The sequence below is a fragment of the Kitasatospora sp. NE20-6 genome, from assembly GCF_045862635.1.
Window position 1 is genome coordinate 125,938 of the sequence record NZ_BPRL01000019.1, and the last position, 14,099, is coordinate 140,036.

The following is a 14,099-nucleotide window of genomic DNA, read 5'->3' on the forward strand; positions in this document are numbered from 1 at the left end:
CGTCGCACCCCCGCGGAGCGGACGCTACCGGACCCCGCACCGTACTGAGGAGGCCCGCGTGCACACCGACGACGTCCAGCCCTCGCCCGTCCTCTCCGTCGACCCCCGGACCGGTGAGGGCCTCGGTCGGGTCGCCACCGAGGCCGGCCCCGCCGAGGTCGACGCCGCCGTACGGGCCGCCGCCGCGGCAGCCCCCGCCCTCGCCGACCGCGCCCGCCGGATCGCCCTCCTGCGCGCCGCCGCCGACCGGCTCGACGCCGCCGCCGACGAGATCACCGCCACCGCCGACGCCGAGACCGCCCTCGGCCCCGCCCGGCTCACCGGCGAACTCGCCCGCACCACCTACCAGCTCCGCGCCTTCGCCGACCAGACCGCCGACGGCGCCCACCTCGGCGTCATCATCGACCACGCCGACCCCGCCCTCGGCCGCCCCGACCTGCGCCGGATGAAGCTCCCGCTCGGCGTCGTCGCCGTCTTCGCGGCCAGCAACTTCCCGCTGGCCTTCTCCGTGCCCGGCGGCGACACCGCCAGCGCGCTCGCCGCGGGCTGCCCCGTCGTCGTCAAGGCCCACCCCGACCACCCCGCCACCAGCGAGCTCACCGCCCGGCTGGTCCGCGAGGCCGCCGTCTCCGTCGGCCTGCCCGCCGACGTCCTCGCCGTCGTGCACGGCTTCGACGCCGGCCCCGCCCTCGTCCGGCACCCGCTCACCGCCGCCGCCGGTTTCACCGGCTCCGTCCGCGGCGGCCGCGCACTGTACGACATCGCCGCGGCCCGGCCCCGTCCGATCCCGTTCCACGGCGAGCTCGGCAGCCTCAACCCCGTCGTGGTCACCGAACGCGCCGCCGCCACCCGCGCCGAGGAGATCGGCACCGGCCTCGCCGCGTCCTTCACCCTCGGCAACGGCCAGTTCTGCGTGAAGCCCGGACTGGTCCTCGTCCCGGCGGGCGACGGCGCCGTCGAGAAGGCCCTCGTCGACACGGCCGCCCAGGCCCCCGCCGCCGCCCTGCTCGACCCCCGCATGCGCACCGCCTTCCTCGACGGCGTCCGCGAGCGCGCCGCCCGGCCCGGCGTCGAGGTGCTGCTCGCCGCCGGTGCGGAGCCCACCGAGCAGGCGCCGCTCGCCGTCCGGCCCGGCATCCTCGCCGTCCCCGCCGACCGGCTCACCGACCTGCTGCTGGAGGAGTGCTTCGGACCCGTCACCGTCCTCGTCCGCTACCGCGACGCCGCCGAGCTGGAGGACGTCCTCGCCCGGCTCGACGGCAACCTCACCGCCACCGTCCAGCTCGCCGCCGACGAACGCGGCCCGGAGACCGCCGCCCTCCTCCAGCGCCTCGTGCCGCTGGCCGGCCGGCTCGTCGTCGACGGCTGGCCCACCGGCGTCACCGTCGCCCCCGCCATGCAGCACGGCGGCCCCTACCCGGCGACCACCTCCACCTCGACCTCGGTCGGCGCCACCGCCGTCGAACGCTGGCTGCGCCCGGTCAGCTACCAGAACGCCCCCGAGGCGCTGCTGCCGCCCGAACTCCACGACGCCAACCCGCTCGGCGTGCCGCGCCAGGTCGACGGGCGGCGCGAGGGCTGACCGGCCGGGCCGCCGGCGGAGCCCCCGCGCACCGCTCCGCCGGCGGAGCCCCCGCGCACCGCTCCGCCGGCGGCCCCGCTCAGAGCTCCGTCCGGCGGCGGCGGACCACCACCCACAGATCGGCCGCGGCCAGCAGCGTCAGCACGCCGCAGCACACCGCGAAGACCACCAGCGTGCCGCTGCTCGGCACGTCCGTGCCGCCGCTCCGGGCGGCCCAGACCGCGAAGCCCGCCGTCATCAGCGCGAACACCGGCAGGAACAGCACCGACAGCAGGAACCTCAGCTTCAGGTCGCTGCGTGCGGTGGCCGGCTCGGTGCCGCTGCGCCAGTACCGGGGTGTCCTCACCGTCCGCACACCACTCACCTCCGGCCCCCGCCTCGCGTTCCCGCTCTCCAGCCTAGGGCCGGCCCGGGACGCCGACCGGCCCGGGTGGCGCCGCCGGCACCTGCGGGACGTACGGCGGCTACGGCGCGGAGACCCTGCCGCGCGACCGTGCGGGCCCGTGGTAGAGCGCGGTGACCCACCGGTCCACGGCGTCCACCAGCGGCTCCGTCCAGGGCAGGGCGAGCAGCACCAGCAGGCCGGCGGCCCACCCGGCGACCACGTCGGAGATCCAGTGGGTGCCCAGGTAGACGGTGGTCAGGCCGATCGAGGCCGCGGTCAGCGCGGCCAGCGCCGCCCCGGTGCGCCGCCACCGCACCGCGAGGTACGCCAGCACGCCCCAGGTCACCACGGCGTTCGCGGTGTGCCCGGACGGGAAGATCGTGCCGCCCGCGAAGAGCTCCGGGGAGTCGATGTAGTGCGCGTAGTGCGGGCCCAGCCGCCCGGTGAGGATCTTGACGCCGCCGACCGTGATGTTGAGCAGCAGCAGCGCGGCACCCATCACCACCAGCGGCCGCACGGTGCGCGTCCGGTACGAGCGCCAGCCCAGCCACAGGCAGGCCACGACCGCCGACGGCCCGCGCTGCCCCGCGACGATCCACACGTCGAGCAGCGGCCGCACCTCCGGCCAGCGCTTGTACGGCTTCAGCAGTTCGAGCGACCAGTCGAGCCGCACCAGCGCGGTGTCGGCCAGCACCCCGACGATCACCACGGCGTAGACCAGCGCGGTCACGCCGAGGAACAGCGGGCGGAACCGGTCCGCCGGGCGCCGCGGAGGGGCAGGGGGGACGGGCTCGGCCCGCAGGGCGGGGGAGGGTCGGGTGGAGGCACGCACCCCACGACCCTACCCGCAGGCTCCCGCCGCTCCGGCCGGGCGGGGGAACGCCGAGGGGCCCCGCGCTGTCGCGGGGCCCCTCGGGCGGCACGGCCGTGCTCAGGGGAGCAGGCGCTCCACGGCGACCCGCCCGTACTTCTGGAGGTCCTGCCGGGCCTTCTCGATCAGCTCCGGGGTGGGCGTGCGGCCGGAGGCCATCACGAGGTCCTCGGGGTCGACGGGGTGTTCGGCCCCGGTGTGCAGAAGATGGTCCGGGGTGGGCATCGATCGGCTGTCGGTGGACTCGGACATGTGGACCTCCGGGTGTGCGAGTACCGGCCCTGGCCGTGAACGGACCCGACCGGTTCCGTCTCCGCCGCCCCGCCGGGGCGGCGGACGTCTGCTACCGAGTGTGGACCCTCGGAGGGGCTGATCGCACTGCGACTCCCGGGCGGATGCCGGATCGGACCGGTGGAGGCCCTGCGCCCGGCCGGTGAAGGCCCCCGCCGGGCGTCGGCGGGGGCGCCGGCCGGCGGGTCAGTCGAGCGGTCCGCCGGCGACGTACACGACCTGGCCGGAGACGAACCCGGCACCCTCGCTGGCGAAGAAGGAGATGGTGTGCGCGATGTCGTCCGGCGTGCCGACCCGGTTGACCGGGATCTGGGTGGCGGCGGCCTGCTTGAAGGCCTCGAACTCCATGCCGACGCGCGCCGCGGTGGCGGCCGTCATGTCGGTGGCGATGAAGCCCGGCGCGACGGCGTTGGCCGTGATGCCGAACTTGCCGAGCTCGATCGCCAGGGTCTTGGTGAAGCCCTGCAGACCGGCCTTGGCGGCCGAGTAGTTGGCCTGGCCGCGGTTGCCCTGCGCCGACGAGGAGGAGAGGTTGACGATCCGTCCGAACCCGGCGTCCACCATGTGCTTCTGCACCGCACGGGTCATCAGGAACGCACCCTTGAGGTGGACGTCCATGACGGTGTCCCAGTCGGACTCCGACATCTTGAACAGCAGGTTGTCGCGGAGCACCCCGGCGTTGTTCACCAGCACCACGGGGGTGCCGAGTTCGGCGGCGATCCGGTCGACGGCGGCCTGCACCTGGCCGGCGTCGGAGACGTCGGCGCCGACGGCGAGCGCCCGGCCGCCCGCGGCGACGATCGCGTCCGCGGTCTGCTTGCCGGCCGACTCCTCCAGGTCGACGACCGCGACGGCGTACCCGTCCGCGGCCAGCCGGAGCGCGGTCGCCGCGCCGATGCCGCGGGCGGCGCCCGTGACGATCGCGACCCGGACGGTGCTGGACTGCTCGGTCATGCTCGTACTCGTCTCTCTCGGAGGGTGGGACGGGCGGCCCCGAGAGCGGTGCCGACCCGAGAGCTCCCCGGAGCGGGCCCGGGGTGAAAGGTGGTACACAGCGTGCTGGGCGAACACCCTACCGGCGGGTAGCCTTCCGGGCCAGGGTGAAGAGTCGCAGGTGACGCAGGGTGAAGGCGGCGGTGCGGCCGGACGGGCGAAACGCGTCCTGTCGTGGGCCCGACAGATGGCGGAAATATGCCAACTTTGCCGAACATGCGACTACTATCAGCCCCTGCCTGCCAGGGCGGCTCGACCGTTTGTATAGTGTGCGCCAGCAGCCACCGGCTGCACGGCTGGCGCGCCCTCCCACACAGCAGGTCGCTTACTCGCCGTTACTGCCCCGCTCGGGTGTCCCACACACACCGAGCGTGACACCGGGACGGATTTCATGGTGCTGGGGGAGATCCCGACAACCCGCGTGGCCGGACGACTGCAGCAGTCGCCCGGACACCTCATCCGCGTGGCCCAGCAGGTGCACACCCGCTTGTGGTCCGAGCACGTCGGAGCCGACCTCACGGCTCCGCAGTTCGCCGTGCTCCTCGCGCTCGCCCTGGAGCCCGGTGCCGACCAGCGCACCGTCGGCGAACGGGCGTCGCTGGACAAGGCGACGATGGCCGAGATGGTGGCCCGACTGGTACGGCGCGGCCTGGTGCTGCGGCGTCGCGATCCGGCGGACGGCCGGCGCAAGCTCCTGGCCCTGTCGCAGAACGGGGCCCAGGCGGTCCGCGAGGCGACCGGAGGGGTCGTCCGCGTCCAGCGGACGCTCTTCGAGCCGCTCACCCCCGACGAACAGATCGAAATCGTCCGGGTCATGGCAAGGATAGCCCGTCTGGAGCCGGCTGCGGTCGCGGCACTGACCGACGCCCGACCGCTGCTGGACGCGCAGCGTGCGATCGGCTATCTCATCAGGGTGGCACAGCAGGTGCACACCAAGCTCTGGTCCGAGAAGGTCGGCGTCGAGCTGACCGCGCCCCAGTATGCGGTGCTGGACGCGCTCGAATCGGAGCCGGGTGCGGACCAGCGAACGGTCGGCGAGCTCGCCTCGCTCGACAAGGCCACCATGGCGGAGATGGTCAGCCGGCTCGTCCGGCGCGGTCTCGTCCTGCGCCGCCGCGACCCGTCCGACGGCCGTCGCAACCTGCTCTCGCTCTCGCCCGCCGGACAGGAGCTGCTCCACCGCTCCGCCTCCGGAGTGCGGGAGGTGCAGGAGCTGCTGCTCGGCCCGCTGGAGCCGCACGAGCACCAGGCCGCGCTGGTGCTGCTCGCCAAGACGGCGCGGCTGGCCGACGAGGCGTAACGATTCGGCACGGACGGGCTCGCCCGGTCCGCTGCCCGAGGGCCGTCACCTGTGCGGGGTGGCGGCCCTCGGTCGTGCCGCGGACGGATCCGCGGCACCGCACGGTCAGTTCCAGTCGAAGGCCTGCGGGTCCGGGCCGATCCGGCCGCCGTTCCCGATCCCGGCGATCCCCGTGAGGTCGTCGGCGTCCAGCTCGAAGCCGGCCACGTCGATGTTCTCCTTGATCCGCGCCGGCGTCACCGACTTCGGGATCGCGATCACCCCGCTCTGCAGGTGCCAGCGCAGCACCACCTGGGCCGGCGTGCGGCCGTGCTTCTCCGCGATCCGCGCCAGCACCGGCTCGCCCAGCAGCGCCCCGCCCTGACCGAGCGGACTCCACGCCTCGGTCGCGATGCCGTGCTCGTCGTGGAAGGCCCGCAGCTCCAGCTGCGGGAAGTACGGGTGCAGCTCGACCTGGTTGAGCACCGGCACCACCGCGCTCTCCTGCAGCAGCACCTCCAGCTGCTGCGGGCCGAAGTTCGAGACGCCGACCGAGCGGGCGCGGCCGTCCGCGGCCAGCTCCTCGAACGCCTTCCACACGTTGCCGAACGTGCCGTGCATCGGCCGCGGCCAGTGGATGAGGTACAGGTCGACGTGGTCCAGGCGCAGCTTGGCCAGCGAGTCGTCGAACGCGCGGAGCACGGCGTCCCGGCCCTGACGGCCGGACCAGTCCACGGTGCCCGAGTTCCACAGCTTGGTGGTGACGAACAGTTCCTCGCGGGCGACGCCCGACCCGGCGATCGCCGTGCCCGTGCCGGTCTCGTTCTCGTAGACGGACGCGGTGTCGATCGAGCGGTAACCCGCCTCGATCGCCGCGCCGACGGCCGGCGCCGCCTCCGCGTCCGGGACCTGCCAGACGCCGAACCCGAGCTGCGGGATCACCGCGCCGTTGTTGAGCGTGACAGTGGGAATGGTGCTCACGGGAAGGGGTGCCCTCCTGGTCGTCCGACGGCTTCCGCAAGCGCCCAACTTCCGGCACCGGAGGATCATTCCCGTCCGGAGGGAATTCTTCCCGGACCGCCGAACCCGCCCCGGCCCCCCACCCCGTATTCACCGGTCACGCCCGGGCCTTCACGTCGAGCGCACCGATCCGTGGCCGGAACCCCTCGGGCCGGGCGGAAAACCTGTTGCGCGGGCCGCTGCCGAGCGGGCACGCTCGGTGACCATGATGTCCTGAACTCCGCCTCCGAGCGGTCGGGCGCCCCGCCGCCCCCGAGCGGTCCCCCGCCGCCACCGCCTCCTCCCCGCCCAGGCCGCAGCACCTGCCGCCGGGCCCCAAGCCGTGCCCGAGACCCGGGCCCGCGCGCCCACTGTCCCGTACCACCCGTAACGGAGCGTCATGCCGCTCACACCCCTGCCGTTGCCCGACCCCGGCAGTCCCGACCTCACCACCCCGCTGGGCTTCCTGCGCTGGCTCTCCCGCTCCCAGCGACGCGGCCAGGTGCTCGCCACCTGCTGGGGCGTCCTGGAGATGGGCTGCCAGGCCGCCCTGCCGCTCGCCCTCGGCCTCGGCATCCAGGGCGCCGTCGACGGCGACACCGCCGCGATCCTGCGGGCCGGAGCCCTCGCCGTCCTCCTCGCCGCCGTCCAGGCCACCGGCACCGTGCTGCTGCACCGCCAGGCCGTCTGGAACTGGATCACCTGCGCCGCCCACGTCCGCCAGCTCGTCGCCCGGCAGGCCTCCCACCTCGGCGCCGGCCTCTCCAGCCGCATCGCCACCGGCGAGATCGTCGCCGTCAGCAGCGGAGACGTCGAGAAGATCGGCTGGTACGTGGAGCTCACCGCCCGCGTCCGGGCCGCCGTCATCGTCTGGCTCGGCGTCAGCCTCGTCGTGCTCGTCCGCCAGCCCCTCCTCGGCAGCGCCGTCCTGCTCGGCGTCCCCGTCCTCGCCGCGTCCGTCTGGCCGCTGCTCGGCCCCTTCGAACGCCGCTACGCCGAGCAGCGCGCCCTCGGCGGCAAGGCCACCGAACTCGCCGCCGACACCGTCGCCGGCCTGCGCGTCCTGCGCGGCATCGGCGGCGAGAAGCTCTTCCTCGACCGCTACCGCGCCGCCTCCCAGAAGGTGCGCGGCGCCGCCGTCCGCGCCGCCCGGATCTGGTCCCTCATGCAGGCCCAGCAGGTCCTCCTGCCAGGCCTCTTCGTCGTCGGCGTCACCTGGTACGGCGCCCACCTCGCCGCCACCGGGCGGCTCACCATCGGCGAACTCGTCGCCGTGTACGGAGCGACCGCCTTCCTTGCCGCACCGCTGCGCATCCTCGGCGAGGCCGCCCACGCCTGGTCCGTCGCCCGGGTCTCCGCCGGCCGGGCCACCCGCGTCCTCGCACTCCGGCGCACCGCGGACACCGACGCCGCCGACGCCGCCCTCACCCGCCCCGAGCGGTCCGACCTCCACGACCCGCTGACCGGGCTGACCGCCCGCGCCGGACGGCTCACCGCCGTCGTCTGCGGCGACCCGGACTTCGCCGGCGCGCTCGCCGCCCGCCTCGGCGGCCACGTGCCACGGGCCGAGGACGAGCAGCCCACGCCGTCCGTCCGGCTCGGCGGCACCCCCCTCGACCGCGTCCCGCTGGCCGACGCCCGCGCCGCCGTCCTCGTCCACGACAAGGAGCCCGTGCTGCTCTCCGGCACGCTCGCCGAACTCCTCGACGTCCCCGGCGCCGGCCGCGTCGACCTCGCCGACGCACTCGCCGCCGCCCGCGCGGAGGACGTCCTCGACGCCCTCGTCGACGGCTCGCCCGAGTGCGACGGCGACCCGATGCGCGCCCGCATCACCGAACGCGGCCGCTCCCTCTCCGGCGGCCAGCGCCAACGGCTCGCCCTGGCCCGCGCCCTCGTGGCCGACCCGCCGGTGCTCGTCATGGACGAACCCACCAGCGCCGTCGACGCGCACACCGAATCCAGGATCGCCGCCGGACTGCGCAAACTGCGCGGCGGACGCACCACCGTCGTCCTCGCGACCAGCCCGCTGCTGCTCGACCAGGCCGACACCGTCGTGCTGATCCAGGACGGCCGGGTCGTCGCCGACGGCACCCACCGCGACCTGATGGCCGACGAACCGCGGTACCGCGCCGTCGTCACCCGCGAGGACGACCCCGCCCCGACCCCGACCACCCCCACCCCGACCCCCGCCCCCGGCGCCCCGGCGGCCGGCCGCACCCCCGAGGAGGCGGTATGCGCATCCCAGGAGGGCTGAAGCCCCCCAGCACCCAGGAGCAGGGACCGGCCACCATGCTCCCGGTGGCCGGCCCGGCCACCGTCCGCGCCTACGTGCGGCTGCTCGCCCGCCGCCACCGGCTCGGCTTCACCACCGTCGTCGCCCTGCACGCCGTGGCCACCGTGGCCGGCCTCGTCGGCCCGTGGGTGCTCGGCTCCCTCGTGGACTCGCTCGCCGACGGCACCGCCGCCGACCGCATCCTCGGCGCCGTCACCTGGTACCTCGGCGCGCTCGTCGTGCAGTCCGTCTTCATGGGACTGTCGCGGCTGCGCGGCAGCATCCTCGGCGAGGAGGTCCTCGCCGACCTCCGCGAGGACTTCCTCGTCCGCTCGGTCGCCCTGCCGCCCGGCGTCCTCGAACGCGCCGGCACCGGCGACCTCGTCTCCCGCGGCACCACCGACATCGACCGGCTCGCCAAGTCCGTCCGCGAGGCCGTCCCCGAACTCGCCGTCGCCGTGGTCTCCGTCGTCCTCGTCCTCGGCGCGCTCCTGATCACCTCGCCGCTGCTCGCCGCCACCTCGCTGATCGGCCTGCCGCTGCTGCTCGCCAGCTCCCGCTGGTACTTCCGGCGCGCCCCGCAGTCCTACCGGGCCGAGTCGGCCGGGTACGCCGCGGTCAACACCGTGCTCGCCGAGACCGTCGACGCCGGGCGCACCGTCGAGGCGCTGCGCCTCGGGGACGCCCGGATCCGGCTGACCGACCGCAAGATCGGCGAGTGGGCGGCGTGGGAGCGCTACACGCTCTGGCTGCGCTCGGTCTGGTTCCCCACCGTCGACGCGACGTACGCACTCGCCGTGCTCGGCACCCTCACCCTCGGCGGCCTCCTCACCGTGCACGGCTGGATCGACGTCGGCCGGCTCACCGCCGGGGTGCTCTACGCCCAGGCGCTCGTGCACCCCGTCGACCTGATCCTGCGCTGGTACGACGAGCTGCAGATCGGCCAGGCCTCCCTGGCGCGGCTGGTCGGCGTACGCGAGGTCGAGGACCCGGACACCGACGGCTCGCTCCACCCGGACGGCCGGCGCGTCACCGCCGAGGAGGTGCGCTTCGGCTACCGGGAGGGCGCCGACGTGCTGCACGGCATCAGCCTCGACGTCGCCCCCGGCACCCGGGTGGCCCTGGTCGGCCCGTCCGGGGCGGGCAAGTCGACGCTCGGACGGCTCCTCGCGGGCATCTACGCCCCGGGCCGCGGACGGGTGACCCTCGGCGGTGCCGAACTCGCCGCCATGCCCGCCGAGCGGGTCCGCACCGAGGTGGCCCTGGTCAACCAGGAGCACCACGTCTTCGTCGGCACGCTGCGTGACAACCTGCGGCTCGCCCGGCCGGACGCGGACGACACCGAACTGCGCGCCGCGCTCGCCGCCGTCGACGCCGCGGAGTGGGCCGACGCCCTGCCGGAGGGCCTGGACACCGAGGTGGGCGCGGGCGGCACCGCACTGACCCCGGCCCAGGCCCAGCAGCTCGCGCTGGCCCGGCTCGTCCTGGCCGACCCGCACACCCTCGTCCTGGACGAGGCGACCTCGCTGCTCGACCCGCGGGCCGCCCGGCACCTGGAGCGCTCGCTCGCCCGCGTGCTGGACGGGCGGACGGTCGTCGCGATCGCCCACCGCCTGCACACCGCGCACGACGCGGACGTGATCGCCGTCGTCGAGCAGGGCCGGATCAGCGAGTACGGCAGCCACCCGGAGCTGGTCGCGGCCGACGGCGCGTACGCGGCGCTGTGGAGGTCGTGGCGCGACGAACGCTGAGAACCGGGGCCGGTATTGCGCCGCCCGGGGCGGAGCGGGCGGCGCAATACCGGAAAACCGTGCCGTACCGGAGCAGACTGGCAGGGTGACCAAGACATCGGGTGGTTCCTCCGGCGGCACGACGGGTGGTCCGAAGGACGGCAGGCTGCGGGGCGAGATCGCGGGCGTTCCGACCCGCTACATCGCCATCGGCGTCCTCGTGGTGCTCGCGGTCTGGTTCCTCTTCGCCAACCTCGACAAGGTGAAGATCCAGTTCTGGGTGTTCACCGTGACGGCGCCGCTCTGGGTCGCCCTGCTGGCCACCCTCCTGGCCGGCGGCGTGCTCGGCTGGCTGCTCAAGGGCCGCCGGGACCGGTGAGCCCGCCGCCCCGCCGGACTGACCGGCCCCGGCGCCGTGCCGCCCGCCGGGGTGGCCGCGGGCCGGGCCGCGCGCCGACCTGAGGGGGTGTCACGGGGCCCCGTCCCGGCGGCGGTCGGTGCCGGGACGGGTGTTCGACGTGCCCCGGTGCGCCGCGGCCGGTTAAGGTCGGATGGACACGACCTGAACTCCCGTGAGGTGCCGTCCGATGACCCAACTGCCCGTCAGGGACGCAGCCGACGACGCCCCCGTCACGCTGGACCGGCGCGAGGGGCCGTACGGCGAGGTGGTGCTGCGGCGCCGTGGCGGGCACCTGGAGATCATCGCCAACGGGTGCTTCCTGATGGACACCGCGGACGGCCGTTCCGAGCGCCTCCTCGTCCAGGCGGCCCTGGACCGGCTGGACGCGCCGCGGCCCTCGGTGCTCATCGGCGGCCTGGGGGTGGGCTTCTCGCTCGCGTACGCGGCGGCCGAGCCGCGCTGGGGCGCCGTCGCGGTCGCGGAGCGGGAGGGCGCGGTGATCGACTGGCACCGGACCGGACCGCTCGCCGCGTACTCCGCCGGGGCGCTGGACGATCCGCGGGTGGTGGTGCTGCACACCGACCTGGTCGCCCACCTGGCCGGGCCGGGCCCGTCGTACGACGCGCTCTGCCTCGACATCGACAACGGGCCGGACTGGACGGTGGACGACGCCAACGACGGCCTGTACGGCCCGGCGGGGCTGGCCGCCGCCCGGCGGCGGCTCAACCCCGGCGGGGTGCTGGCGGTGTGGAGCGCGAAGCCGTCCGCGGCCTTCGAGGACGCGCTGCGGGCGGCGGGTTTCGCCGACGTGCACACCCTGGAGGTGGCGGTCGCACGCGGCGTGCCCGATGCGGTGCACCTGGCACGCCGCGCGTGACGCCGGCTGTCACCGGCCGTTGCCGAACGTCACCGGCTGTCGCCGGTGAACGGGCCCGTCACTTCAGGCCGTTGTCCACCGCGGTCATGAGTTCACCGCCGGCGGTGTCGCCGTCGAAGGACCAGACCATGGCCCCCGCCAGCCCCTGTGCCTTGATCCACGCGGTCTTGCGGGCGATCTCCGTGGGGTCGTCGTAGGTGTAGAGGACGTTCCCGTTGTAGATGTACGCGTGACCGGCCACCGGGTCGCGGTAGATGGTGTAACCGCCGCTCGCGGCCATCTCCTTGAGCTTGTGGTAGTCCTCGTACCCGGCCTCGTAGGAGCCGGGTGCGGCACCGGTGGAGGACTGGAACAGGCCGTTGGTGGTGCCGCGCGGCACGCCCTGCCAGCCGCGTCCGTAGAACGGGATGCCGAGGGTCAGCTTGCTCTTCGGCGCGCCGCCGCCGACGTAGGCGTTGATGGCGATCTCGGAGCTGAACCGGCGGTCGGCGGCACTGGGGTCACCGGCCGGGAGGGTCAGCGCGGACTGCTGGTTGGTGGTCGGCTCCCACGCGCCGTGGTAGTCGTAGCCCTGCACGGTGGCGAAGTCGAAGGCGCCGAACAGGCCGGGGATGTCGATGCCCGCGGAGATCTTCGCCGGGTCGGCCGGCAGGAAGGCGCTCAGCGTGTAGTGCTTGCCGTTGGTGGTGCCCAGGGCGTCCAGCTGGCGGCGGAACTCCTGGGCGAGCAGGGTGTAGTTGGCCTTGTCGGCGGGCTTGAAGACGTTGCCGAGGTGCCCGTCGGAGTTCGGCCACTCCCAGTCGAGGTCGATGCCGTCGAAGATGCCCGCCGCCGAGCCGGCGCCGCCGCGGCCGTCGATCACCGGCAGGTTGCCCTTGATGTACATGTCGATGCAGGAGCTCACGAGCGCCTTGCGGGAGGCGTCGGTGGAGGCCGCGTCGGAGAACCACTTGCTGTACGACCAGCCGCCGAGCGAGATCTGGATCTTCAGGGCGGGGTGCTTGGCCTTCAGCTGCTTGAGCTGGTTGAAGTTGCCGGCCAGCGGCTGGTCCCAGGTGTCGGTGGTGCCGGCCACGGAGGTGCCCGCGTCCCAGCCCTTGCCGAAGTCGGCCCAGGCGTCGCCCGCGCCGTCACCGGCGTTCGGGTCGGAGTCGTTGCCGGCCGCCTTGTTGGTGATGAAGCACTGCTTGGTCGTCGGGTGGATGTTGGCGAACGCGTAGTTCAGCGTGGTGAGCTTCGCGGCGCTGCCGGAGGTCTCCAACTGCTTCACGCTGTAGCCGCGCGCGTAGATCGACCACTGCGTGAAGTAGCCGATCTTCAGGCCGGCGCTGCCCCCGCCTCCCTTCTGGGTGCGGGCGGTGACCGCGTTGGAGGCCGCTGAGGTGTTGCCCGCGGCGTCCCGCGCCTTCACCGTGAAGGTGTAGGCGGTGTCGGCGGCCAGACCGCCGACGGTGGCGCTGGTGCCGCTCACGGTGGTGGCGATCGTGCCGCCGTTGTACACGTCGTAGGCGGTCACCCCGACGTTGTCCGTGGCCGCGCCCCAGGTGAGCGAGACCGAGCTCGCCGTGCTGCCCGTGGCGAGGGGGGTGCCGGGCGTGGTCGGCGGCTGGGTGTCGGTGGTGCCCGGCACGGTCACGGTGACCGGACCGGCCGCGGCCGAGCGGTTGCCCGCGGCGTCGAAGGCGACCACGGTGAAGCCGTGCGCGCCCGCCGCGAGACCGGTGACGGTGGCCGAGGTGCCGGTCACGGTGGCCCGCTTGGTGGTGCCCTCCAGCACGTCGTAGCCCGTGACGCCGACGTTGTCGGTGGAGGCCGTCCAGGAGAGCGCGGCGCCGTTGGTGCCGCTGAGCGCGCCGGTCAGGCCGCCGGGTGCGGTGGGTGCGGTGGTGTCGCCCCCGCCGCCGCTGCACGGACTGCCGTTGAGCTTGCAGTTGGCGAGCGGCGCGTACGCGCCCGAGTAGGCGATGTTGAAGCCGAAGTTGTACGAGGCGCCGGCGGCGATGACCGGCTGCCAGCTCGGGTTCTTCACGGTGACGTGCGAGGCGGCGGTGGTGTAGGTCGCGTTCCACAGCGAGCCCACGGTGTTGCCGGTGGGCAGGTCGAACTCGAGCGTCCAGCCGTTGATCGGGGCCGTGCTGCCGTTGGTGATGGTGTAGCTGCCACCGTAACCGGTGCCCCAGTCCTGGTCCTTGGTGAAGGTGGCGGTCGCACCGGCGGCGTGCGCCGCGGTGGCGGGGAGCGCCACCGCGAGGAACGGTGCGAGCAGGGTGCCCGCGGCGAGCAGCGGGAGGCGGAACCGACGTCTGCGCATGGGTGTGAGCTCCTGTCCGGGAGCACGCCGGACCGTCACCGGACCAGGGCTCCGCGACCTGTGGGGAAGGTGCCAGGTGCAGGGCTCCGGCCGCGACGGCGCGGCGGAG

The 14,099-nt window shown here is 74.5% G+C and carries 12 protein-coding genes; 6 read left to right on the forward strand and 6 right to left on the reverse strand.

Going from position 1 to position 14,099, the window contains the following annotated elements; genetic code table 11:
- The first annotated feature begins 58 nt into the window (after positions 1-58).
- Positions 59-1,582, forward strand: a complete 1,524-nt coding sequence (locus SNE206_RS16975) for an aldehyde dehydrogenase (NADP(+)) (protein WP_407914207.1) — start codon at positions 59-61, stop codon at positions 1,580-1,582.
- 79 nt (positions 1,583-1,661) lie between these two features.
- On the opposite strand, the gene SNE206_RS16980 is transcribed toward SNE206_RS16975, so the two are convergent.
- The 4 genes from SNE206_RS16980 to fabG form a co-directional block, all read right to left on the reverse strand.
- Entirely contained in the window at positions 1,662-1,928 is a 267-nt protein-coding gene (locus SNE206_RS16980; protein WP_407914208.1) for a DUF6343 family protein, read from the reverse strand.
- Between the two features lie 118 nt (positions 1,929-2,046).
- The gene (locus tag SNE206_RS16985; RefSeq protein WP_407914209.1) at positions 2,047-2,799 is read right to left on the reverse strand and encodes a phosphatase PAP2 family protein; all 753 of its coding nucleotides are present in this window, start codon (positions 2,797-2,799) and stop codon (positions 2,047-2,049) included.
- 99 nt (positions 2,800-2,898) lie between these two features.
- The gene (locus SNE206_RS16990; protein WP_030272071.1) at positions 2,899-3,090 is read right to left on the reverse strand and encodes a hypothetical protein; all 192 of its coding nucleotides are present in this window, start codon (positions 3,088-3,090) and stop codon (positions 2,899-2,901) included.
- A 225-nt stretch (positions 3,091-3,315) separates the two neighbouring features.
- Complete coding sequence (fabG, locus tag SNE206_RS16995; RefSeq protein ID WP_407914210.1) at positions 3,316-4,083, reverse strand: 3-oxoacyl-ACP reductase FabG; 768 nt, start codon at positions 4,081-4,083, stop codon at positions 3,316-3,318.
- Positions 4,084-4,543: 460 nt separating this feature from the next.
- On the opposite strand from fabG, the gene SNE206_RS17000 reads away from it, so the two are divergent.
- Complete coding sequence (locus tag SNE206_RS17000; protein ID WP_405014131.1) at positions 4,544-5,422, forward strand: MarR family winged helix-turn-helix transcriptional regulator; 879 nt, start codon at positions 4,544-4,546, stop codon at positions 5,420-5,422.
- A 105-nt stretch (positions 5,423-5,527) separates the two neighbouring features.
- On the opposite strand, the gene SNE206_RS17005 is transcribed toward SNE206_RS17000, so the two are convergent.
- The gene (locus tag SNE206_RS17005; protein ID WP_407914211.1) at positions 5,528-6,382 is read right to left on the reverse strand and encodes an aldo/keto reductase; all 855 of its coding nucleotides are present in this window, start codon (positions 6,380-6,382) and stop codon (positions 5,528-5,530) included.
- A 418-nt stretch (positions 6,383-6,800) separates the two neighbouring features.
- On the opposite strand from SNE206_RS17005, the gene SNE206_RS17010 reads away from it, so the two are divergent.
- From SNE206_RS17010 to SNE206_RS17025, 4 genes are all read left to right on the forward strand, one after another.
- The gene (locus SNE206_RS17010; RefSeq protein ID WP_407914212.1) at positions 6,801-8,654 is read left to right on the forward strand and encodes an ABC transporter transmembrane domain-containing protein; all 1,854 of its coding nucleotides are present in this window, start codon (positions 6,801-6,803) and stop codon (positions 8,652-8,654) included.
- Positions 8,633-10,423, forward strand: a complete 1,791-nt coding sequence (locus tag SNE206_RS17015; RefSeq protein ID WP_407914213.1) for an ABC transporter ATP-binding protein — start codon at positions 8,633-8,635, stop codon at positions 10,421-10,423. Before SNE206_RS17010 ends, SNE206_RS17015 begins: the two co-directional genes overlap by 22 nt.
- Before the next feature lie 85 nt (positions 10,424-10,508).
- On the forward strand, positions 10,509-10,781 hold the full coding sequence (locus SNE206_RS17020; RefSeq protein WP_407914214.1) for a LapA family protein: 273 nt from the start codon (positions 10,509-10,511) through the stop codon (positions 10,779-10,781).
- A 208-nt stretch (positions 10,782-10,989) separates the two neighbouring features.
- A complete protein-coding gene (locus SNE206_RS17025; protein WP_407914215.1) occupies positions 10,990-11,679 on the forward strand; it encodes a spermidine synthase in 690 nt (229 codons plus the stop codon).
- 58 nt (positions 11,680-11,737) lie between these two features.
- Here the strand turns inward: SNE206_RS17025 and SNE206_RS17030 are convergent, their stop codons facing one another.
- A complete protein-coding gene (locus SNE206_RS17030; RefSeq protein ID WP_407914216.1) occupies positions 11,738-13,990 on the reverse strand; it encodes a glycosyl hydrolase family 18 protein in 2,253 nt (750 codons plus the stop codon).
- Positions 13,991-14,099 lie beyond the last annotated feature (109 nt).

Bases quoted from the DNA above. Each gene is read 5' to 3' on its own strand.
- SNE206_RS16990 (WP_030272071.1), bottom strand. From the start codon at position 3,090: ATGTCCGAGTCCACCGACAGCCGATCGATGCCCACCCCGGACCATCTT.
- fabG (WP_407914210.1), bottom strand. From the start codon at position 4,083: ATGACCGAGCAGTCCAGCACCGTCCGGGTCGCGATCGTCACGGGCGCC.
- SNE206_RS17010 (WP_407914212.1), top strand. From the start codon at position 6,801: ATGCCGCTCACACCCCTGCCGTTGCCCGACCCCGGCAGTCCCGACCTC.
- SNE206_RS17015 (WP_407914213.1), top strand. From the start codon at position 8,633: ATGCGCATCCCAGGAGGGCTGAAGCCCCCCAGCACCCAGGAGCAGGGA.
- SNE206_RS17025 (WP_407914215.1), top strand. From the start codon at position 10,990: ATGACCCAACTGCCCGTCAGGGACGCAGCCGACGACGCCCCCGTCACG.
- SNE206_RS17030 (WP_407914216.1), bottom strand. From the start codon at position 13,990: ATGCGCAGACGTCGGTTCCGCCTCCCGCTGCTCGCCGCGGGCACCCTG.